The following is a 20926-nucleotide window of genomic DNA, read 5'->3' on the forward strand; positions in this document are numbered from 1 at the left end:
AACGAAGCCGCCCACGCAGGCGACCTTGCCTGTGCGGGGAGCGCGGGGGAGGTTTTTTACATGCCTTCGAGGCCGCCGATCACCAGGGACTTGATGACGAAGCCGAGCACACCGAGACCCAGGGCGAGGAACAGGATGAAGGTGCCGAAGCGACCGGCCTTGGACTTCTTCGCGAGGTCCCAGACGATGAACGCCATGAACAGCACGAGACCGGCGATCATCGCGGTCATCATCCACTCTTCGAATTTCTCGGGGCTCATTCTCAACCTCTAGCAGCGAAACGAATCAGACCCGGCGCGGGAATGCGCCGGGCAGTGATGCCGTGAGGGCGGGGGCTGCGGTTGTTGTTCTGCGAGCCTGGGGCTCTTATTGGCGAAACCACGCGGGGCACAGCAAAGGCGCGGCGATTATACGCCGCGCTCCGGTGCTCGCCAGTACCACCTACGTATTAGCCGCGCAGGTGGGTCAGCGGCAGTTCCGTGGTGCTCAGCACCTGGTTGAGCACGAAGCTCGAACGCACGCTGGTAACGCCTTCGATGCGGGTCAGCTGGCCCAGCAGGAACTGCTGGTAATGGTCCATGTCCGGCACCACCACCTTGAGCTGGTAGTCCGCCTCCATGCCGGTCACCAGGCAGCACTCCAGCACCTCCGGGCACTGGCCGATCACCGACTGGAAGTGCTCGAAGCGCTCCGGGGTGTGGCGGTCCATACCGATCAGCACATAGGCGGTCAGGCTCAGCCCCAGCTTCTTGCGGTCGAGCAGGGCCACCTGGCGCACGATGTAGCCGTCGTCCTCCAGCTGCTTCACCCGCCGCGAGCAGGGCGAGGGCGACAGGCCGATGCGCTCGGCCAGCTCCTGGTTGGAGATGCGCGCATCGCGCTGCAGTTCGGCGAGGATCTTCAGGTCGTAGCGGTCGAGTTTTTCCATCTGTGCACCCGGATTCCATGTGGATTGCCAGGAATGATGCGTGATTAGTGAAAAATTGCGCAAGTGGCAATCTTCAGAGCAATCTTTGCAATCATCTGTCGTGCCCGGCAGCTTAAGATTCTTCTCAGTTTCACGGCCCGGACAGCATGTCCACCCGACCCGCCCAATCAGGCGCGTCGGCGCCGCCGAACCCACCGGTTCGAGTCGGCCCCCGGGTCCGCGCTGCCCAATCAGGCAGGCGATGAAAGCGGCGACACAATTGCCAGCACAGGACAGATTCCCCAAAGGGGGCCCGAAATAGGGGCCCCCCTTTTTTATTGCCCGCGAGAAACCTGATGCACAGGCTCAATCCGTAGGATGGGTCGGGCGGCGTTCCGCGAGCTCGGCGAAACCCATCGAGCCCGAGCACGGATCAGCATGGGTGTTTGCGAGAGGCCTTAAACGAGGCCGGCCAGGCGCAGCAGCCACCAGGCCAGCACCGCCAGCTGCACGAAGAAGCCGGCGAAGCGCAGCCAGACGAACAGCGCGCTGGTGCTGATCAGGTGGATGACGCTTTGGAAGATGCGCGCACCCAGCAGCACCAGGGCCAGCGGGTCGGTGATGGCGGTTTGTGCGGTGGCCAGGGCGAACAGCAGCACCGCCGCCTGCATCGGCAGGTTTTCCAGGCAATTGGCGTGGGCGCGCACCAGGCGCTGGCCGAGTGCACCGGGCGTGTTGCTGCCATCGGGGGCGAAGGCGTTGACCTTCATCCGCCCGCCGAGCACCAGCAGGCCGCGCTGATTTACCAGTAAAAAGACCAGCAGAAGGCTCCAGGCGACCAGGCCGAGCAACGCTATGGCAGTGGGGGATTGCGACATGGGAAAGGCTCCTCGAATTGTTGTTGTGGGATGACGCGCGGCGAATATAGAGCAAAAGCTCTAAATCTGCGAAGCCAACCAACAATGGGGAGGAATACCGGGAGGGCAGTCTCAGCGGCGGGCGGCCTGGACCACCTCGATGGGGTCGGCGTGCACCAGCACCTCGGCCCGTGGGTAGGCCGCGATGATCGCCTGTTCCACCCGCTCGCACAGCGCATGGGCCTGGGACAGCGGCAGCTCGCCCGGCAGCTCCAGGTGCAGTTGCACATACCAGTGGCTGCCGGAAATGCGCGTGCGCAGGTCGTGGGCGCCCAGCACGCCGGGCACCGCGCAGGCAAGCTGGTGCATGCGCTCGCCCACTTCTGCGGAGACTTCCTCGTCCATCAGCACTGCCACCGATTCCCGGGCGATGCTGATGGCGCTCCAGAGGATGTAGGCGGCAATGCCCAGGCCGAAGAGGCCGTCCACCCGGTCCCAGCCCTGGCTGGCCAGCGCCAGGGCGATGAGGATGCTGGTGTTGAGCAGCAGGTCCGAGCGGTAGTGCAGGGAATCGGCCCGCACCGCGGTGGAGTGGGTGACCTGCACCACATGGCGCTGGAAGGCCAGCAGGGCGAGGGTCAGCACCAGGGACAGCACCATCACCGCCATGCCCAGGCCCTGGCTGCCCAAGGGCTCCGGCTGGCGCAGGTGCTCGACCGCCTGCACGCCCACCAGCACGGCGCTGGCGGCGATGAACATGGCCTGGGCCAGCCCGGCGAGGGATTCCGCCTTGCCGTGGCCGAAGCGGTGGTCATCGTCCGCCGGCTTCAGGGCGAAACGCACGGCCAGCAGGTTGAGCAGGGAGGCGGCGCTGTCCAGCAGCGAGTCGGTCAGGCCCGCCAGCAGGCTGACCGAGCCGCTCAGCCACCAGGCGACTGCCTTGGCCAGCACCAGGGTCAGGGCGACACTCAGCGAGGCGCTGGTGGCCAGGCGTAACAGGCGTGCGTGCTGCGCTGAAGTGCTCATGAACGGCTGGGCTGGTAGTAGATGAAATCCAGCGGCGGGCTTTCCAGGCCCATCGCCGTCATCGCCGCGGTCACCTGGCCCCGGTGGTGGGTGCCGTGGTTCACCAGGTGGGTGATGATTTCCGCATGGGGGCGGCGGAAGGGCTCGCCCTTCATGTTCTGGTACTCCAGCGGGGCGGTCAGGGCAGCGTCGTCCTGCCCGGCCAGCCAGGCGCGCCACAGGCCGATGCCTTCGGCCAGCACTGCGGCCAGGGCAGCGCGGTCCGGCGCGGCCTCTGCGTCCAGCCGCTCGAAGGGGCGGGGCAGGTGCAGCAGGCGGGAGAACCAGATGCGGTCCACCACGGCCAGGTGGTTCAGGGTGCCGTGGATGGAGCCGAAGAACAGGCCGCGATCGGCCCGGTAGCGGGTTTCGTCGAGGGGCGCGAGGCTCGCCAGCAATTGCCGGTAGGCCCAGCCGTGGTAGGCCAGGAGTCTGTCGAAATGGCCGGCGAGCGCACGCATCAGGCGGCCGGTTTCAGGCCATAGGCGGCCAGTTGCTCGAGGCTGCCGCTGTGCTGGATCAGGCGCGGGTCGTCCAGCGGCAGGTTGCGGCCGGTTTCACGCTCGATGATCGCCTTGAGGCGGGCGTTGTCGATCTTGCCGTCGGTGCCGATGGCGTCTTTCAGCAGCGCCGGGTCGACCTGGGCGGTCTCGTTGTCCGGCAGGTAGATGGCACCGGTGGCGAAGTCGACGCCGAAGGCGATCAGGCCGGGGATCACATAGAAGAGGATGCCGACGGCGTTGAGGGCGGCGACCACGGGGTCGATCTTGCCTTCGATCTGGCCACGGCGGTCAGGGAAGAACAGCGTGCCGCAAGCGGTCAGCTGGGTCAGCAGGGCGGCGGCGACGGCGCCACCGATCAAACGGGAAGACATGCGCATATGCGGCTCCAGGCGAGAAAATGGCGTCACTATACCAAGGCGTTCATTGCAAAACGCACGGCAGTGTTGAGACCACACGAAAGGGCTGGCAGTTCGCCGCTATAATCGCCACCCCGCGTTGGAGCCCCCATGAATCCGCTACCCATCGATGCCGTCCTGCCCGCCCTGCGCGAGGCCCTTGCGCAGCGCCATGAAGCGGTGCTCGAAGCGCCCCCCGGCGCCGGCAAGACCACCCGCGTGCCCCTGGCGCTGCTGGGCGAACCCTGGCTCGCCGGGCAGTCCATCCTCATGCTCGAACCCCGCCGCCTGGCTGCCCGGGCCGCCGCCGAGCGCCTGGCCGACGAGCTGGGCGAGAAGGTCGGCGAGACCGTGGGCTACCGCATCCGCCTGGAGTCGAAGGTCGGCCCGCGCACGCGCATCGAAGTGGTCACCGAAGGCATCCTCGCCCGCCGCCTGCAGGACGACCCGGCGCTGGAAGGCGTCGGCCTGGTGATCTTCGACGAATTCCATGAGCGCAGCCTCGACGCCGACCTGGCCCTGGCGCTGACCCTCAACGGCCGCGCGCTGCTGCGTGACGAGCCGCCGCTGAAGGTGCTGCTGATGTCCGCCACCCTGGAGGGCGAGCGCCTTTCCAGCCTGCTGGACGCGGCGCCCGTGGTGCGCAGCGAGGGGCGCATGTTCCCTGTGGATATCTACTGGGGGCGGCCCTTCCAGGCTGGCGAATACATCGAGCCGCGGGTGCTGCAGACGGTGCTCCTGGCCCTGGCCGACCAGCCGGGTAGCATCCTCGTGTTCCTCCCCGGCCAGGCCGAGATCCGCCGCGTCGCCGAGCAGCTCGGCGAACAGCTGCAGGGGCGCAGCGACGTCCTGCTCTGCCCGCTGCACGGCGAGCTCGACCTGGCCGCCCAGCGCGCCGCCATCGAGCCCGCGCCGGCCGGCACGCGCAAGGTGGTGCTGGCCACCAATATTGCCGAAACCAGCCTGACCATCGACGGCGTGCGCGTGGTGGTGGACGCCGGCCTGGAGCGGGTGCCCTGTTTCGACCCGGCCAGCGGCATGACCCGCCTCGACACCCAGCGCATCTCCCGCGCCTCCGCCATCCAGCGTGCCGGCCGCGCCGGGCGCCTGGAGCCGGGCGCCTGCTACCGCCTCTGGTCCGAGGCCCAGCACCAGCAGCTGGCTGCCCACGGCAGTGCTGAAATCCTCCAGGCCGACCTCGCCGGCCTGGCCCTGCAACTGGCGCGCTGGGGCGTGGAGCCCGGCGAACTGGCCTGGCTCGACCCGCCGCCCGCCGCCGCCCACGGCCAGGCCCGTGACCTGCTGCGCCGCCTGGGCGCCCTGGCCCCGCGCGAAAGCGGCGGCCTGACGCTCACCACTCACGGCCAGGCCATGGCCGAGCTGCCGGCGCACCCGCGCATCGCCCACCTGTTGCTGCGCGGGCAGGCGCTGGGGCTCGGCAGCCTGGCTTGCGACCTCGCTGCGCTGCTCGGCGAGCGCGACATCCTCCGGGGTGGCGGCGCCGACCTGCACAGCCGCATCGCCGTGCTCGCCGGCGAGGCGGGTGCCGCCCGTGGCGCCAAGGGCGGCGTGCAGCGTGCCCGCCAGCTGGCGCGGCAGTTCCGCTCCTACCTGCGTGGCGCCGCCAGCGAAGCCGTGGCCGACCCGGACCACCCGCGCTGGCTCGGCTGCCTGCTGGCCTTCGCCTACCCCGACCGCATCGCCCAGCAACGCCGCCCCGGGGGCGCCGAATACCGCCTGGCCAACGGCCGTGCCGCGCTGTTCGCCGAACCCGATGCGCTGATGAAGGAGCCCTGGCTGGTGATCGCCGACCTCGGCAGCCGCCAGGGCCAGCGCGAGGAGCGCATCTACCTCGCCACCGACCTCGACCCGACGCTGTTCGAAGGCCCCCTCGCCGAACAGGTCAGCGCCCAGGAGCTGTTGGACTGGGACGAGCGCGAAGGTGTGCTGCGGGCCGAACGCCAGCGGCGCATCGGCGAGCTGGTGCTGGACCGCGAACCCCTGGCCAGCCTGGACGAAGCCGCGCGCACCCGCGCCCTGGTGGGGCTGGTGCGGCGCAAGGGCCTGGAGCTGTTGAACTGGACGCCGGACCTGCGCCAGTGGCAGGCCCGCGTGGCGCTGCTGCGGCGCCTCGACCTGGCCCGACAGGGCAGCAGCGATTGGCCGGACCTCTCCGATGCCGCGCTGCTCGATTCCCTGGAGGACTGGCTCGCGCCCTGGCTGGGCAAGGTCAGCCGTCTCAGCCATTTCTCCGCCCTGGAGCTGCCGGGCATCCTCGCCGGCCTGCTGCCCTGGCCGCTGCCCCAGCGCCTCGACGAGCTGGCGCCGCGCGCGATCACCGTGCCGTCGGGCTCGGCCATCCGCCTCGACTACAGCGAAGACACGCCCGTGCTGGCGGTGCGCCTGCAGGAGCTGTTCGGCCTGGCCGACACGCCGCGCATCGCCGAGGGCCGCCAGGTGGTCAAGCTGCACCTGCTGTCCCCCGCGCGCCGGCCCGTGCAGGTCACCCAGGACCTGGCCAGCTTCTGGGCCAACACCTATATCGAGGTGAAGAAGGACCTCAAGGGCCGCTACCCAAAGCACTACTGGCCGGACGACCCGCTGATCGCCGAGCCCACCGCCCGGGCCAAGCCGCGCAAGTGAGGGGGCGGCTTACCAGCTGAGGAGGAACATCGCCTTGGCCAGGAAGATCACCCCCAGCATGTGCACCAGCACGCTGATGTGGATGCGCCGCGAACGCTGCGGCGTCATCTGCCCACGGCGCATCAGCACCACCACCAGCAGGAAGTGCCCGAGGATGCTCAGCGCCAGGATGATCTTCAGCGTCAGCAAGGTGCCGAAGCTGCTGGACAGCGGTGCATGCAGCGCCGCGCGATAGTGCATGGCCAGCCCCAGCCCGGCACCGAACAGTGCCAGCACCACCCAGTGCATCACCTTGCGTGCGCGTTGCCCCAGGGCCTTGGAGAAGCGCTCGCGGGGTTCCTGCTCCAGCACCGGGGTGGCACGGCTGAGAATCATCACCTCGAAGAACACCCCGCCGATGAAAAAGGCAGCGGCGGTCAGGTGGATGAACTTGAGCAGCAGGTAATGCATGGCGGGCTCCCGAACGGCGGATGGCGGCGGGCACTAAGCCCGTTGCCGATCATGCCGCGTACCGCCAAGCGCGCCCTGACCTGGGTCAGCTGTGGGTGAGGCGGCGAGGCGTCCATCGGTGCAGCGTGCGCCCGGTTTCAATGCACCGGCGGCAGCAGAAAGCGTGCGATCAGGGGCAGGTGGTCGGAGATGCGCAGGGTATCGAGCTGGCGCACGCGTGCGTCGATGCGGGTCAGGCGGGGGCTGTGGAACACATAGTCGACGGTGCGGTCCGGCCCCGTCACGCGCGGGTCGTTGGGGAACTGGGTGAACCAGCGTTGGCGCTCGGCGCCGTCGGTTTCCTCGGCGGCGGGCACCCTCGGGTAGGCCTTCAGCGCGTCCAGCTCGCTGTCCGGGGCGAAGCGGCTGCGCTGCACGGCGTCCAGGCGTAGGTACTGGCCGGGCGGCAACTGGTTGAAGTCGCCACCCAGCACCCAGGGCGTGCGGTCGCGTTCCAGTTCGTCGAGCAGGCTGCGGGTCATCGCCAACTGGCGTTGTGCGGTGTCCTGGCCTGGCACCCAGGGATCCAGGTGGGTGTTGATCGCCGCTAGGCGCCCGCCCTCGCGCACCGGCAGGTAGCTCACCAGCAGCGCCGGCTTGCGTTCGAAGGGGCGCTGCAGCAGGTCGCCTTCGGCGAGGGGCAATTGCAGGCGTTCGGCGCTGTCCATGCGCAGGCGGCTGAGGGTCGCCAGCTTCATGCCGACGCTGCCGAGGATGTGTGGCTGCGGCACGAAGGCGGCCTTCCGGTAGAAGGCCTGGGTGCTGCAGGGATAGACGTCGGCGAGGCGCTCGCGCAGCAGGGCCAGCTGGTCCTGGTAGTCGGTGGCGCGGGCGCCTTCGTCCAGCTCCTGGAGGAACACCAGGTCCGGTTGTTCGTCGCGCAGCACGCGCACCACCTCGTCCAGGCTGTAGGCCACGTCGGCGGCGGTCGGGCGTTCGTCCGGGCCTTCGCGGTCAGGCAGGTCGTAGTAGAAGACGTAGCGCTTGCCGGCCAGGTACTGCAGGTTCCAGGTCATCACCTTCAAGGCCTGGCCGGGCTGCAGCAGCGGCGCCTCGGTCACGCAGCTCACCCGTTCCTCCTCACGCGCGGCGGGGTGCCAGGTCAGGCTGTAGACCAGCGCAGCCAGGGCGACGGCGAGGATCAGCAGGCAAAGCAGGAGGCGGCGCAGTAAGGGGGCATCGGCTGGGAGCTGGGCTTGGCTGGAACCGGGAATTGCCGAGCATACCCGAGCAGGCGGCCTGGCCAAAACCCAGGGCCGAGCGAAGCGGTCAGGGCGCGTGAGCGACGCTATTCTTGTCTTGTCGCGATGGATCGCAGAGCAGTCCGGTAAAGCCGGTTTGCGCATTCCTCGGGTTGCCCTACCATTCCCGGCCCCGTAGGCAAGGGTCTTGCAGGATCAACCCGACAGTCCCGACTTCCAGGAGCAGGCATGCATCGCCAGATAGTGGTCAGTCCCGCCGAGCCGCCGGCCCTTCGCCGGGGTGGCCCGTGGCTGTTCGTGGTGCTGGGGTGGTTGCTCGGCGCCACGGCGGCGCTGGCCGAGGAGCGCGCGCCGTTGCGGGTGATGACCGATTATTGGCCGCCCTTCCGCATGGAAGGCGAGCGCGGTGCCCTGCATGGCCTGGACATCGACCTGCTGGCCGAACTGGAGCGTCGCACCGGGCTGCGTTTCGACGTGCAGCGCGCGCCTTGGGCCCGTGGCCTGGCCGCCTTGCAGAGCGGCTCGGCGGACCTGATGACGGGCCTGGCGCGCACCCCCGAGCGGGAGCGCTACATCGACTACCTGCCCATCCCCTATTACGCCTGCGCGCCGCGCCTGTATGGCACGCCGGAGCTGGCGGCGAGCATCACCCGCTACGAACAGCTGCGTGGCCCCACCATCGGCTACGTGCTGGAGTCGGTGTATTTCCAGCCCTTCGATTCCGATGCCGGCCTGCACAAATCCGGGGTCAACAACGAGCAGCAATTGCTGGAGATGCTCATGCGCGGGCGCCTGCAACTGGTGATCGGCACCGACTGCCAGGTGGACTACGAGCTGCGCGACCCGCGCCTGGCCGGGCGCATCGTCAAGACCGGCTACCAGCCGCAGACCCGCACCGAGCTGTTCATCGGCTTCACCCAGCAGCACCCGCTCACCGAGGAAAAGAAGCGGATCGCCACCGCCCTGCAGCAGATGCTCGACGAGGGTTGGGTGGCCGAGGCCGCCAAGCGCTACCAGCCCGCCACTCAGTGAGCGTGGGGTTCGACCACCAGTTCGTAGTCCAGGCTGGTGTCCCAGAACGCCGCCTCGATCTTGTGCCCGTCCGGGTCCCGCACGAAGCAGCCGAAGTAGGGCGCGCCATATTCCGCGCGGGGCCCCGGTTCGCCATCGGAACTGCCGCCGCCAGCCAGGGCCGCCTGGTAGAAGGCCTGCACCGCGTCCTTGTCCGCTGCGAAGAAACCGATGTGGGTGCCGTTGCCGGTACTGGCGGGCTTGCCGTCGATGGGCTTCTGCACCCAGAACTCCGGGTACTCGCGGCCATAGGCCACGGCGGCGGGGTGCTCCAGTACGCGGCGGCAGCCGAGGGTCGGCAGCACCTTGTCGTAGAAGGCGAGGGCGCGGTCGAAGTCGTTGGTGCCGAGCGAGATATGGGAAAGGATGCTGGGGTTTTCGGCCATGGAATGAATCTCCCTGTGCGATGGCCCCGACAAGACTAGCCGGCTTTCAGTGTTCCGCTGCCGGCTCCCCCAGCAGGCTGAACAGGCGGAAGATCAGCACGCTGGTGAACAGTTGCAGGAAGCCATCCAGGCAGTCGACGAAGATGCTGGCGATGGTGTCCGGGCGTTCGCCCAGCTCGCCATAGGCCCACCACTCGAAGAGCCACACCGGCCCCATCGCCAGGAGGATGCAGCAGAGGATGGTGAGGAAGTGCCCGTCGCTCATGCGGAAGCTCTGCTTCATGGCGTCCATCGGCGACATGCCGTCCAGCACCAGCAGGTACTCGGCGAACGCCAGCCGGCTCATGACCCACAGCCCCGGCAGGATCAGCAGCGAGGCGCCGAGCATGATCAGCAGCGTGCTGAAGGCCGCCAGCACCGCGAAGGACGGCCAGCGCAGCAGCGCCAGGCCCCATATCTGTTTCTTCTTCAGGCTCACCCGGCTGCTGCGGCTGTCGAGGAAAACGATCAGCGCGCCGGTGTAGAGGGGGTAGAACACCAGGCGGATGAGCAGGTCGGAAGCCGCCGAAGGCGTCTCGCCCAGCCAGGCGGAAGCCAGTTGCAGGGCCAGTGCCTCCAGCAAGATCACCGGCAGGCAGAGCGAGGCGATCATGCCGAAGTGACGGCTGAAGAAATACCAGGAGTCGCGCAGCAGCAGCAGGGGGTTCATCGACGGCGCCATAGGAATGCAGGGCAATGAGGCAACTCTAGTCGATGCCTCGCACCATCTCCAAGGCGCCGCACGCGCTAGAGGGCGGCCTGCGTCGATCCGCCTCGCCACCTGAGGCGCGCCAGCCAGAGCGCCGCCCCCAGCAGGCTGAGCTCCAGCAGGAACGACCAATGCAGGATGAAGTTCAGCCACCAGGGCTGGTAGCGCGGCGTCACGGTGGCCAGGGAGAAGGCCTGGTCGACCCAGGGCGCCAGCCACCAGATATCGCCCACCACGCTGTCCAGCAGCAGGTGCACGCAACCGTTGAGCGTGAACAGCACGAGCAGCGTCGGCACCCACGTTTGCTGCGCCAGCCGCTGCCAGGCGAGGGCCAGCGCCAGGGCGCCGAACCACACCACAGGCCAGTGGCTCCAGTAGCTGTGGTGGTGATGCTGGCGGCCATCCACCAGGTGGAAATAGAGCATGTCCAGGTCCGGGGCGAAGGCCCCGAGCAGCGCCACCGCCAGCCACAGGCGCGGGCTGCAGGCGGCGGGGCGGAAGCGACGTTCCAGCAGGGCGCCGATCAGGTAGCCCGTGGGCAGGTGGGCGACGATCACGAAACCAGTCCGGCCAGCAGGGCCTCGCTGTTCAGCACCTCGGCGTACTCGCCGGCGAGGTTGGCCATGGCCATGTCGTGCACTTCCTCGGCGCTGCGCGGTCGGCCGGCCCAGTCGGCCTTGGCGAAGGTGTAGCAGGCGTCGGCCACCACAGTGGTAGCGAAGCCCAGGTTGCTGGCGCTGCGCGCGGTGGCCTCCACCGAGTTCTCGCTGGCGACCCCGGTGATCACCACGCGGCGGATGCCGCGCACATGCAGCCAGCGTTCCAGGGCGCTGTGGGTAAAGGCATCGGTGACGTTCTTCTCCAGCACCTGTTCGCCGGGTGCCGGCGCCAGCGCCGGCTGGAACAGCGCGCCGTCCTGCCCCGGGGCGAACACCGAGCCCGGCTCGCGGGACATGTGGCGCACGTGCACCAGCGGCCAGCCGTGCTCGCGCCAGTGGGCGAGCAGGGCGGCGATGTGGGCTTCGGCCTGGGGGTTGTTGCGTGGCGTGGTGACGCGGGCGATGCCCTGCTGCATATCGATGATGATCAGGGCGGGCGGCGCGTGGAGAGGGTCGTTCAGCGGCATATCGGGTGTCCTTTCCTCGGTGCTGGCATACTGTGCGCCGACTCTAGCAGACCGTTGAAAAAACTGACTGCGCTGCCTCGTTTACGTTTTTTTCGCTGCTTTAAACCCACGCCCGCCACCCGAGGAAAACCGGTGAAGAAGATCGCAGTGTTCGCCGATGTCCAGAACCTCTACTACACGGTGCGCCAGGCCTATGGTTGTCACTTCAACTACACCACGCTGTGGAAGGACATCGCCGCCCGTGGCGAGATCGTCGAAGCCTATGCCTACGCCATCGACCGGGGCGACGCCCGCCAGCAGCAGTTCCAGCAGATCCTGCGCAACCTCGGCTTCACCGTGAAGCTCAAGCCCTTCATCCAGCGTGCCGACGGCTCGGCCAAGGGCGACTGGGACGTGGGCATCACCATCGATATCCTCGACGCCGCCGCGCGGGTGGACGAGATCGTCCTGGCCTCCGGCGATGGCGACTTCGACCTGCTGCTGGACCGCGTTCGCGACCATGGTGTCGAAGCCGTCGCCTATGGCGTGCCCGGCCTCACCGCTCAATCGCTGGTGCGTGCCGCCAGCCGTTACGTACCCATCGAGGGCGGCCTGCTGCTCAAGTGACAGCGCGCCGCCCCCGCGAAACACTGGAAACCCCGTGGACCCCATAGCCGTCATCGACTTCGAAACCACCGGCGTCACGCCGGGGGACAACTGCCGCGCCACCGAGATAGGCGTGGTCATCCTCGACCAGGGCCGCATCGTCGACCGCTACCAGAGCCTGATGAACGCCGGCGTCTGGGTGCCGCCCTTCATCGAGAGCCTCACCGGCATCAGCAACGCCATGGTCCGTGCCGCACCGCCGGCGGCCCAGGTGATGGGCGAGGTGGCGGATTTCGTCGGCGACATCCCGCTGCTGGCGCACAACGCCTCCTTCGACCAGAAGTTCTGGGACGCCGAGCTGGCGCGCCTCGGCCGCCGTCGCCGACAGGCCTTCGCCTGCTCCCTGCTGCTGTCGCGTCGCCTGCTGCCGGAGGCGCCCAACCACAAGCTCGGCACCCTCAACAGCTGGGCGCGCCTGCCCCACACCGGCCAGGCCCACCGGGCGCTGGCCGATGCCGAGATGGCGGCCAACCTCACCCTCTTCATCGCCGAGCGCCTGCGCGACCGCCACGGCGTGCAACGGATCTCCCACGAGCTGTTCTGCAGCCTGCAGAAAGTCCCCGCCGCCAAGATCCTCGATGTGCTGAAGCGGTTGTAGGTGCGCTCGGATTCCCGCACAGCGAGGTGCTTTGCGTAGGGTGGATGGCGCTCTTTTCATCCACCAGGCGATGTCGAGTCCCACACCGCCTGGTGCGAATTCATTCGCGATGGAGTGCCCGGCCACCCTTAGCTCAGTACCGGCGGCGGGTCTTTCGCGGCTGAAGCCGCTCCCACAGGATTGCCCGCAGCGAGGCCGAATATCGCTGCGTTGGGCCTCGCTGCGCTCGGCACCAACCTACGAAGCGTATCCCCGTGGGAGCGAATTCATTCGCGATGGGCTACCCGCCACTCACACCTTGCGCAACGCCTCCACCTTGCCGGTGTGCACCTGCAGTTCCGCCGGGATGCGGCGTTCGAAGGGGGTGGAGAGGATCAGCGAGGTCTTGCTGGCGCCGTACTGGCTGAGGCGGTCGATCAGGTCCTGCAGCTCCGGCATGGTGGCCACGGCGGCTTTCATCAATACGCAGGCGTCGCCGGTGATGCGGTGGCAGAGGGAAATCTGCGGGATCTTCTCCAGGGCCTCCAGGGCGCGCTTGGAGTCGTGGTCGGCGAGGCGCAATTCGATCACGCACTCGATGGGCAGGCCGATCTTCGCCGGGTCCACGGCGGCGTGGTAGCCGGTGATCACCCCGCTGGCCTCCAGCTTGGCCACGCGGTCGGCCACGGCCGGGGGCGAGAGGTTGACCCGGCGCGCCAGGTCGGCGAACGAGGCGCGTCCGTTCTCCATCAGCGCCGAGAGCAGCAGGCGATCATACTTGTCCATCGTTGGTCTCCACGCGCTGTTTTTAGGAAAAAAGGCAAACAGCGTTTATTGGCGTTGATTCGAAAGTTAAGGGGCCATTGAAGCAGGTTTCGTCGCTTATTTTCCCCATATGGCCTTGCATAGAATAAACACCCTGCCAACCGGATCGTCGAGCCTCCCATGCCTGCGCAACGTTTTCCCCTCCTGCTGATCGGCGCCTTCATCGCCCTCTACATCATCTGGGGGTCCACCTACCTGGCGATCCGCATCGGCGTCGAATCCTGGCCGCCGCTGCTCATGGCCGGCGTGCGTTTCGTCATCGCCGGCAGCCTGATGTTCGCCTGGCTGCGCTGGCGCGGCGCGCCCATGCCCACACTGCGTGAATGGAAGGCCGGTGCGGTGATCGGCGTGCTGCTGCTCAGTTGCGGCAATGGCGGCGTCACCCTCGCCGAGCACCTGGGCGTGGCCTCCGGCGTCGCCGCCCTGGCGGTGGCCACGGTGCCGCTGTTCGCCCTGGTGTTCGGGCTTATCTGGGGCCAGCGCACCACGCGCCTGGAATGGGCCGGCATCGTCCTCGGGCTGATCGGCATCGCCCTGCTCAACCTCGGTTCCAACCTCCAGGCCAGCCCCCTGGGCGCCGCGCTGATCCTCTTCGCCGCCGCCAGCTGGTCCTTCGGCTCCATGTGGAGCAAGCACCTGCCGCTGCCCGCCGGCCCCATGGCCAGCGCGGTGGAAATGCTCGCCGGCGGCGCTGCGCTGCTGCTGGGCAGTGCGCTGAGCGGCGAACGCATGGAAACCCTGCCCACCCCCGCCGGCTGGGCGGCCCTGGCCTACCTGGTGGTGTTCGGCTCGATCATCGCCTTCAGCTCCTACCTCTACCTGCTGAAGAACGTGCGCCCGGCGGCGGCCACCAGCTACGCCTACGTCAACCCGGCGGTGGCGGTGCTGCTCGGCGTGCTCTTCGCCGGCGAACACATCGGCGGCGAGGAGGGCCTGGCGATGCTGGTGATCATCAGCGCCGTGGTGCTGATCGGCCTGCCGCAGTGGCGCAAGACCAAGGAGCCGGTGCTGCAGCAGGCGAGCTGACGGGAGGCCGGAATCCGGCCAAGGAACGCAGGTAGTTTTCCAACGGCCTGATAGAATTGCGCCTTTCCGTTCCCTGGCTGTTACCTCCATGACCTTCGCTTCCCTTGGCCTGATCGACCCTCTGCTGCGCGCGCTCGACACGCTCGGCTACCAGACCCCATCGCCGGTGCAGGCCGAGGCGATCCCCGCCGTGCTCAAGGGCCGCGACCTGATGGCCGCGGCGCAGACCGGCACCGGCAAGACCGCCGGTTTCGCCCTGCCGCTGCTGCAGCGCCTGACCCTGGAAGGCCCGCAGGTGGCCGCCAACTCGGTGCGCGCCCTGGTGCTGGTGCCCACCCGCGAGCTGGCCGAGCAGGTTCACGAGAGCTTCCGCGTCTACGGGCAGAACCTGCCGCTGCGCACCTATGCGGTGTACGGCGGGGTCAGCATCAACCCGCAGATGATGAAGCTGCGCAAGGGCATCGACGTGCTGGTGGCCACCCCCGGCCGCCTGCTCGACCTGTACCGGCAGAACGCGGTCAAGTTCAACCAGGTGCAGACGCTGGTGCTGGACGAGGCCGACCGCATGCTCGACCTCGGCTTCTCCCGCGAGCTGGACGATGTCTTCTCCGCGCTGCCGCGCCGTCGCCAGACCCTGCTGTTCTCCGCCACCTTCTCCGACGCCATCCGCCAGATGGCCCGCGAGCTGCTGCGCGACCCGCTGTCCATCGAGGTCAGCCCGCGCAACGCCGCCGCCCGCAGCGTCAAGCAGTGGGTGACCACCGTGGACAAGAAGCGCAAGTCCGAGCTGTTCCTGCACCTGCTGCAGGAGCGCCGCTGGGGCCAGGTGCTGGTCTTCGTCAAAACCCGCAAGGGCGTCGATGAACTGGTGGACGAGCTGCAACGCACCGGCGTGTCCGCCGACGCCATCCATGGCGACAAGCCGCAGCCCTCGCGCCTGCTTGCCCTGGAGCGCTTCAAGGCTGGCGAGGTGCAGATCCTCGTCGCCACCGATGTCGCCGCCCGTGGCCTGGACATCGACGACCTGCCCCTGGTGGTCAACTTCGACCTGCCCATCGTCGCCGAGGACTACGTGCACCGCATCGGCCGCACGGGCCGTGCCGGCGCCACGGGGGAGGCCATCTCCCTGGTCTGCGCCGATGAGGTCCAGCTGCTCTCGGCCATCGAAGTGCTGATCAAGCAGACCCTGCAGCGCCGCGACGAGCCCGGCTTCGTCCCCGATCACCGGGTGCCGCAGACCGACGCCACCGGCGCCATCCTGAAAAAGCCCAAGAAGCCGAAGAAACCCAAGGAGTCCCAGGGCAAGCCGGGCAGCGCGCGCCTGGGCAACTGGATCGACAGCGAGGCACCGAAGGCCAAGGCCGTGCGCAAGGGCCCGGGGTTCGGCAAGGCGAAAAAGGGCTGACTGCTACCGCCCGGTGTAGCGTCGGGTGACGCAACGCGGGGCGCGGCGAACCATCGAGGTGCACTGCGCAGGCCGTTGAGCGAGGCGGCGCGCAGCCTGGCGCGGGATTGGCCAGAGTTCGGGATATTGGCGCAAATCGTGCATTTCTGTGCGAAATGATGAACGCCTAGAGCGTTCGAAGCGCCGTCCCACGTCAGACGATTCCATGATGCGCCCCAAGGAACTCAAGCACTGGACCACCGGTGTCGCCTACCTGCTGTCACAGCCCGCCGGCCGTGCGCGCCTGCTCGGCCTCGCCCAGTGGCTGCAGCAGATCTGCCACGTCGACCACTTCGTGCTCTTCGTCTACGAAGGCAACCACCGGCCGCTGGCGCTGTTCGACACCTTCCCGGCGGACAAGCGCCACGTCTACGTCGAGGACTACCAGGTCGGCCCCTACCTGCTCGACCCCTTCTACCTCGCCTGCACCCGCAACCAGGCCCCCGGCCTGTGGCGCCTGCGCCAGTTCGCCCCGGACCACTTCTACCTGGGCGAGTACTACGTCACCTACTACCAGCAGACCGGCCTCACCGAGGAGATCGCCTTCTTCATCGACCTGGCCGACGGCGCCAAGGCGGTGCTCTCGCTGATGCGCAGCGCCTGCAGCCCGGCCTACAGCCGCGACGAGATGCAACTGCTCGACTGCGCCCAGGCGGTGGTCGAGCAGGTGGTGGGGGAGGCCTGGGAACAGCGCCGCGCCCACCAGCCGCGCCCGGCCCAGGACCTGGACTACAAGATCCGCGAAACCTTCGAGCAGTTCGGCGCCCACCTGCTCACCGCCCGCGAACAGGAAGTGGTGCAGATGCTCCTGCGCGGGCACTCCAGCGCCTCGGTGGCGGAGCACCTGGCCATCAGCCCCGGCACGGTGAAGATCCACCGCAAGAACATCTACGCCAAGCTCGGTATCGGCAGCCAATCGGAGTTGCTCGGGCTTTTGGTGCGCGACCTCGCCGGCCAGCGCGAGGCGGTCAGCGAAGCAGTATTGCGTGCGGCGATCTGAGGCATTTCGCTTATCGCCAAGTGGAATTTAGCGGCGCTGATCAATAACCATCCATCATGCTGGAAGCCGCGCGGCGCTTGGCCCCGGGCCGCCTGTCCACGAGTTATCCACAATCCGTTCCACAGATAATGTGAGCAGAAAACCACACCCCCTGCGGCATTTCGGCCTGTGCGGCAAGCCTTTTTATGCAGAAAAAAAGCTTGCCTTCGCGGGGCCTGGGTGGCAGGCGCTTTTCGTCGCCGCTGCGACCTGAAATCGCAGTTTTGCACCGCTGTTCATTTTTTGTACATATTCGCAAGGTGCCCGTATCCAGTGGGCTACAGAAGGTTATAGACGAGTTATCCACAGCTTCATCCACCGTTTCTGTGGGCACTCGTACCCTTGCCCGGCAGGGTTCGATCTGCTAGCCACCGGCGCACTCCGGGGTAGAGCGATTGATCGTTTTTTGAGCAGCTGGCGGTGGCCCCTGCCGGGAGTGGTGCACACGCGCCCATCCACCCTCTGTCCACAAAGTTATCCACAGCTTCTGTGCATAGCTGCGGCGACCGGCAGGGCGCTGGTTGCGGCCGGCCAGCCCTATCCCCGGAGGGATATATACAGCCCGAAACGGCGGTTGCTAGCGTGGCTCCACAAGCAGGAACACCTGGAAAAGGGGCTGGTCGTGAGCGATGCAGAGGCTGTCTTCGATATCGAATTCCGCAACGTGGAAAAGAGCTACGGCTCGGTGCGCGCGGTCAGCGGGCTGAGCTTCAAGGTCCGTCGCGGCGCCTTCCACTCCTTCCTCGGCAGCTCGGGCTGCGGCAAGACCACCACCCTGCGCATGATCGCCGGCTTCGAGCAGCCCAGCGCCGGTGAGGTCTGGCTCGGCGGCCGGCCCGTAGCGGGCATCCCGGCGCACCAGCGGCCGGTGAACATGGTGTTCCAGAGCTACGCGCTGTTCCCCCACCTCACGGTGGCGGAGAACATCGCCTACGGCCTGCGCTACCTCAACCCGCGGCCGGATCGCGACGAACAGCGCCGCCGCGCCGACGAAGCCCTGGAGATGGTGCGCCTCACGGGCTTCGGCCAGCGCAAGCCCCACGAACTCTCCGGCGGCCAGCAGCAGCGCGTGGCCCTGGCCCGCGCCCTGGTCAACAAGCCCACGGTACTGCTGCTGGACGAACCCCTGGCGGCGCTGGACCGCAAGCTGCGCAAGGAGATGCAATCCGAACTGCTGCGCCTGCAGCGCGAGGTCGGCATCACCTTCGTGCTGGTCACCCATGACCAGGAAGAGGCGCTGTCCATGAGCGACAGCATCAGCGTCATGCAGGACGGCGGCATCATCCAGACCGCCACCCCCGAGCAGCTCTACGAAACCCCCGCCAGCCGCTACGTGGCGGACTTCATCGGCGAATCCAACCTGTTCACCGGCACCGTGCGCCAGGTGGACGGCGACCGTGTGCTGCTGGACATGCCCCAGGGCCTGCAACTGGCCAGCCCGGCCACCCCCACCGGCCCGCGCCTGGCCGCCAGCGACCCCGGCTGCATCGCCGTGCGCCCGGAGCAGATCGCCATCGGCAATGCCGCCGACGCCCTGGCCCGGGAGATCAGCCTGGCCGGCGAAGTGGTGGACCGCATCTACCTGGGCAACCTCACCGAATACCGCGTGCGCACCGAGCCCTTCGGCATCGTCTGCGTGCGTGTGCCGGGCCACACGGGGCGCGACAAGGCGGCCTTCGAGCATGGCGCGCCGGTGCGCATCGGCTGGGACCAGGCCGCCGGCCTGGCCATGGCGCTCTAGGTTTCAACCCCCCCTGCAAGGCATCGCGGGGGCTTCTGCAGTGAATAAAAACCACAGACGAACTGGCGGGGTATCAGGCAATGGACCGTAAAGACTTCATCAAACAGATGCGCAGCTGGCAGAACGGCTCCATCACCCGACGCGAATTCCTCGGCCGCACCGGCCTCGGGCTGGCCGCCGCGGTGGTCGCCACCCACATGCCCGGGCTGCTCACCAGCAAGGCCTATGGCGCCGACAAGGCCATCGGCGACCGTGTGGTGCTGGCCACCTGGCCGAACTACCACAACGCCGAGAACTTCGCCGCCTTCGCCGAGAAGACCGGCGCCCACGTGCAGATGAACGTCTTCGGCTCCAACGAGGAGATGCTCGCCAAGCTCCAGGCCGGCGGCAGCGGCTGGGACCTCTTCGTGCCCACCAACTACACCATCAGCACCTACGTCGAGCTGGGCCTGATCGAGCCGCTGGACCTGGCGCGCCTGCCCAACTTCGATGCCGCCAGCTACGAGAAGCGCTTCATGGAGCAGGGCATCGTCGACGGCAAGCTCTACGCCGTGCCGAAGAACTGGGGCACCACCGGCCTCGTCTACGACAGCGACAAGATCAAATCCAAACCCAGCAGCTGGAAGGAGTTCTGGGAACTGGCCAAGGGCGACGCCTCCGGCCGGGTGATGGTCCACGACTACCAGCTCACCGCCATCGGCAATGCGCTGAAGTCCTTCGGCTACAGCTTCAACTCGCTGGACCCGAAGGAGCTGGCCGACGCCGAGAAGCTGCTGCTGGAGGTCAAGCCGCACCTGTTCGCCATCAACTCCGACTACCAGCCCTCGATGCGCAACGGTGATGCCTGGATGTCCATGTGCTGGACCGGCGACGGCTCGCAGCTGCACCGCGACCTGCCGAACATGCAGTTCACCCTGGGCAAGGAAGGCGGCGAGCTGTGGAGCGATTTCTTCGCCATCCCCAAGGGCGCCGAGCGCCCGGATGCCGCCTACGCGCTGATCAACTTCCTCCTCGACCCGCAGGTGAACAAGCTGGAAGTGGAGGCCCACGGCTACCCCAGCGGCGACAAGCGCGTGGATGCGCTGCTGCCCAAGGCGATGCTCGACGACCCGATCATGTACCCGGCCGCCGAACTACTCAGCGCCCTGGAATTCGGCGCCGCCGCCACCCTCACCAGCCCGGAGCGTGCCGAACTGATGGCGCGTTTCAAGGCTGCCTGACCGTCGCTGCCGTCGTAGGGGCGAGCTCCACCCGTGAATCGCGACGCCGCATTCGCGAGCAGAGCTCGCTCCCAGGTCGCCTCCATGAATCGTAGGGACTCTTCCATGAACGTCGCTCTCAGCGCTCCCGCAGCGGTCGATGCGGGCCAGGCCGCGCCGGTCGAAAGCCGCAGCCTCGGCCGCCGCGTCACGCTGCTCCTGCTGCTGCCTTCCACCCTGTGGTTCCTGCTGATGCTGCTGATGCCGCTGGTGATCATCCTGGTCTTCAGCCTAGGCGAGCGCAGCCCGGTGGGGGGCTACGCCGCCGCGCTGACCCTGGACAACTACCTCAACCTCGGCTCGCGGGCCAAGGCCTTCGCCAACACCCTGTTCCTCGCCCCGCTGGGCACCCTGGTGTGCCTGCTGGCGGCCTACCCGCTGGCCTACTTCCTCGCGGTGAAGGTGCAGCGCAACCGCTCGCTGCTGCTGACCCTGGTGATCGTGCCGTTCTGGACCAGCTTCCTGATCCGCACCTACGCCTGGATCTTCATCCTCGGCGGCAAGGGCATTCCCGCGCTGCTGGCCAGCGTCGGCCTGGAGGACGTGCGCCTGATCAACACCCCCACGGCGGTGCTGATCGGCATCGTCTACGGCTACCTGCCGCTGATGGTGTTCCCCATCTACGTCAGCCTGGAGAAGCTCGACAAGCGCCTGCTGGAGGCCTCTTCCGACCTCGGCGCCAGCGCCTTCGAAACCTTCCGCCGGGTCACCCTGCCGCTCTCCGCGCCGGGGGTGATCACCGGCGCCATGCTGGTGTTCATCCTGCTCATGGGCGAGTTCCTCATCCCCGCCATCCTCGGCGGCGGCAAGGTGTTCTTCGTCGGCAACGCCCTGGTCGACCTGTTCCTGCAATCGCGCAACTGGCCCTTCGGCAGCGCGGTGGCCATGACCCTGGTGGCGATGATGCTGGTGATCATCTTCCTCTACCTCAAGCTCGTGGCGCGCTACGGCAAGCGCTCCACCGACGGGATGCTCTGA

Annotated in this window: 23 protein-coding genes; 10 read left to right on the forward strand and 13 right to left on the reverse strand. The window is 67.7% G+C overall.

Going from position 1 to position 20926, the window contains the following annotated elements; translation table 11 throughout:
* Positions 1-56: 56 nt before the first annotated feature.
* The 6 genes from PSm6_RS14770 to pmcY form a co-directional block, all read right to left on the reverse strand.
* Positions 57-260: a DUF2788 domain-containing protein gene (locus tag PSm6_RS14770; protein WP_021221994.1), complete on the reverse strand. Its 204-nt coding sequence runs from the start codon at positions 258-260 to the stop codon at positions 57-59.
* A 188-nt stretch (positions 261-448) separates the two neighbouring features.
* Entirely contained in the window at positions 449-928 is a 480-nt protein-coding gene (locus tag PSm6_RS14775; protein ID WP_021221993.1) for an Lrp/AsnC family transcriptional regulator, read from the reverse strand.
* A 437-nt stretch (positions 929-1365) separates the two neighbouring features.
* Positions 1366-1785: an MAPEG family protein gene (locus tag PSm6_RS14780; RefSeq protein ID WP_021221992.1), complete on the reverse strand. Its 420-nt coding sequence runs from the start codon at positions 1783-1785 to the stop codon at positions 1366-1368.
* Between the two features lie 111 nt (positions 1786-1896).
* Entirely contained in the window at positions 1897-2790 is an 894-nt protein-coding gene (locus PSm6_RS14785; RefSeq protein WP_184489651.1) for a cation diffusion facilitator family transporter, read from the reverse strand.
* Positions 2787-3290, reverse strand: a complete 504-nt coding sequence (locus tag PSm6_RS14790) for a DinB family protein (protein ID WP_265170453.1) — start codon at positions 3288-3290, stop codon at positions 2787-2789. The genes PSm6_RS14785 and PSm6_RS14790 overlap by 4 nt, the downstream gene beginning before the upstream one ends.
* The gene (pmcY, locus tag PSm6_RS14795; RefSeq protein ID WP_184489652.1) at positions 3290-3709 is read right to left on the reverse strand and encodes a periplasmic Zn2+ metallochaperone PmcY; all 420 of its coding nucleotides are present in this window, start codon (positions 3707-3709) and stop codon (positions 3290-3292) included. The genes PSm6_RS14790 and pmcY overlap by 1 nt, the downstream gene beginning before the upstream one ends.
* 129 nt (positions 3710-3838) lie before the next feature.
* Here pmcY and hrpB point away from each other — a divergent pair, with 129 nt between their 5' ends.
* Positions 3839-6370 carry an ATP-dependent helicase HrpB gene (gene hrpB / locus PSm6_RS14800; RefSeq protein WP_265170454.1) on the forward strand — a complete coding sequence of 844 codons (2532 nt, stop codon included), beginning with the start codon at positions 3839-3841 and terminating at the stop codon, positions 6368-6370.
* A gap of 9 nt (positions 6371-6379) precedes the next feature.
* Here the strand turns inward: hrpB and PSm6_RS14805 are convergent, their stop codons facing one another.
* Entirely contained in the window at positions 6380-6820 is a 441-nt protein-coding gene (locus PSm6_RS14805; RefSeq protein ID WP_021221987.1) for a CopD family copper resistance protein, read from the reverse strand.
* 137 nt (positions 6821-6957) lie between these two features.
* A complete protein-coding gene (locus tag PSm6_RS14810) occupies positions 6958-7929 on the reverse strand; it encodes an endonuclease/exonuclease/phosphatase family protein (protein ID WP_371877102.1) in 972 nt (323 codons plus the stop codon).
* 360 nt (positions 7930-8289) lie between these two features.
* Here PSm6_RS14810 and PSm6_RS14815 point away from each other — a divergent pair, with 360 nt between their 5' ends.
* Positions 8290-9093, forward strand: a complete 804-nt coding sequence (locus PSm6_RS14815; RefSeq protein WP_081711577.1) for a substrate-binding periplasmic protein — start codon at positions 8290-8292, stop codon at positions 9091-9093.
* On the opposite strand, the gene PSm6_RS14820 is transcribed toward PSm6_RS14815, so the two are convergent.
* The 4 genes from PSm6_RS14820 to PSm6_RS14835 all read right to left on the reverse strand — a co-directional run bounded on the left by PSm6_RS14820 (position 9087) and on the right by PSm6_RS14835 (position 11392).
* On the reverse strand, positions 9087-9518 hold the full coding sequence (locus tag PSm6_RS14820; protein ID WP_265170455.1) for a VOC family protein: 432 nt from the start codon (positions 9516-9518) through the stop codon (positions 9087-9089). The two genes, PSm6_RS14815 and PSm6_RS14820, sit on opposite strands and share 7 nt — an antisense overlap.
* Before the next feature lie 46 nt (positions 9519-9564).
* Complete coding sequence (locus PSm6_RS14825) at positions 9565-10227, reverse strand: YciC family protein (protein WP_265170456.1); 663 nt, start codon at positions 10225-10227, stop codon at positions 9565-9567.
* A gap of 77 nt (positions 10228-10304) precedes the next feature.
* Positions 10305-10823 (reverse strand): metal-dependent hydrolase, encoded by a 519-nt coding sequence (locus tag PSm6_RS14830; protein ID WP_021217620.1) that lies wholly within the window; start codon positions 10821-10823, stop codon positions 10305-10307.
* Positions 10820-11392 (reverse strand): cysteine hydrolase family protein, encoded by a 573-nt coding sequence (locus PSm6_RS14835; protein WP_265170457.1) that lies wholly within the window; start codon positions 11390-11392, stop codon positions 10820-10822. Before PSm6_RS14835 ends, PSm6_RS14830 begins: the two co-directional genes overlap by 4 nt.
* A 132-nt stretch (positions 11393-11524) precedes the next feature.
* On the opposite strand from PSm6_RS14835, the gene PSm6_RS14840 reads away from it, so the two are divergent.
* Both PSm6_RS14840 and PSm6_RS14845 read left to right on the forward strand, forming a co-directional pair.
* Positions 11525-11998: an NYN domain-containing protein gene (locus PSm6_RS14840; RefSeq protein ID WP_265170458.1), complete on the forward strand. Its 474-nt coding sequence runs from the start codon at positions 11525-11527 to the stop codon at positions 11996-11998.
* A 34-nt stretch (positions 11999-12032) separates the two neighbouring features.
* Positions 12033-12635: a 3'-5' exonuclease gene (locus PSm6_RS14845; protein WP_265170459.1), complete on the forward strand. Its 603-nt coding sequence runs from the start codon at positions 12033-12035 to the stop codon at positions 12633-12635.
* A gap of 291 nt (positions 12636-12926) precedes the next feature.
* Here the strand turns inward: PSm6_RS14845 and PSm6_RS14850 are convergent, their stop codons facing one another.
* Positions 12927-13400, reverse strand: a complete 474-nt coding sequence (locus PSm6_RS14850; protein ID WP_021217521.1) for an Lrp/AsnC family transcriptional regulator — start codon at positions 13398-13400, stop codon at positions 12927-12929.
* 159 nt (positions 13401-13559) lie between these two features.
* Here PSm6_RS14850 and yedA point away from each other — a divergent pair, with 159 nt between their 5' ends.
* The 6 genes from yedA (at position 13560) to PSm6_RS14880 (ending at position 20926) form a co-directional block, all read left to right on the forward strand.
* Positions 13560-14465 carry a drug/metabolite exporter YedA gene (gene yedA, locus PSm6_RS14855; protein WP_265170460.1) on the forward strand — a complete coding sequence of 302 codons (906 nt, stop codon included), beginning with the start codon at positions 13560-13562 and terminating at the stop codon, positions 14463-14465.
* A gap of 88 nt (positions 14466-14553) precedes the next feature.
* Positions 14554-15870, forward strand: coding sequence for an RNA helicase RhlE1 (rhlE1, locus tag PSm6_RS14860; protein ID WP_265170461.1), 1317 nt, complete (start codon positions 14554-14556; stop codon positions 15868-15870).
* A gap of 208 nt (positions 15871-16078) precedes the next feature.
* On the forward strand, positions 16079-16909 hold the full coding sequence (locus PSm6_RS14865) for a response regulator transcription factor (RefSeq protein WP_265170531.1): 831 nt from the start codon (positions 16079-16081) through the stop codon (positions 16907-16909).
* Between the two features lie 661 nt (positions 16910-17570).
* The gene (locus PSm6_RS14870; RefSeq protein WP_265170462.1) at positions 17571-18689 is read left to right on the forward strand and encodes an ABC transporter ATP-binding protein; all 1119 of its coding nucleotides are present in this window, start codon (positions 17571-17573) and stop codon (positions 18687-18689) included.
* Between the two features lie 80 nt (positions 18690-18769).
* Positions 18770-19909, forward strand: a complete 1140-nt coding sequence (locus PSm6_RS14875; protein ID WP_265170463.1) for an ABC transporter substrate-binding protein — start codon at positions 18770-18772, stop codon at positions 19907-19909.
* A 105-nt stretch (positions 19910-20014) separates the two neighbouring features.
* Positions 20015-20926, forward strand: coding sequence for an ABC transporter permease (locus tag PSm6_RS14880; protein WP_021217527.1), 912 nt, complete (start codon positions 20015-20017; stop codon positions 20924-20926).

This window comes from Pseudomonas solani, assembly GCF_026072635.1.
GTDB classification, from domain to species: domain Bacteria; phylum Pseudomonadota; class Gammaproteobacteria; order Pseudomonadales; family Pseudomonadaceae; genus Metapseudomonas; species Metapseudomonas solani.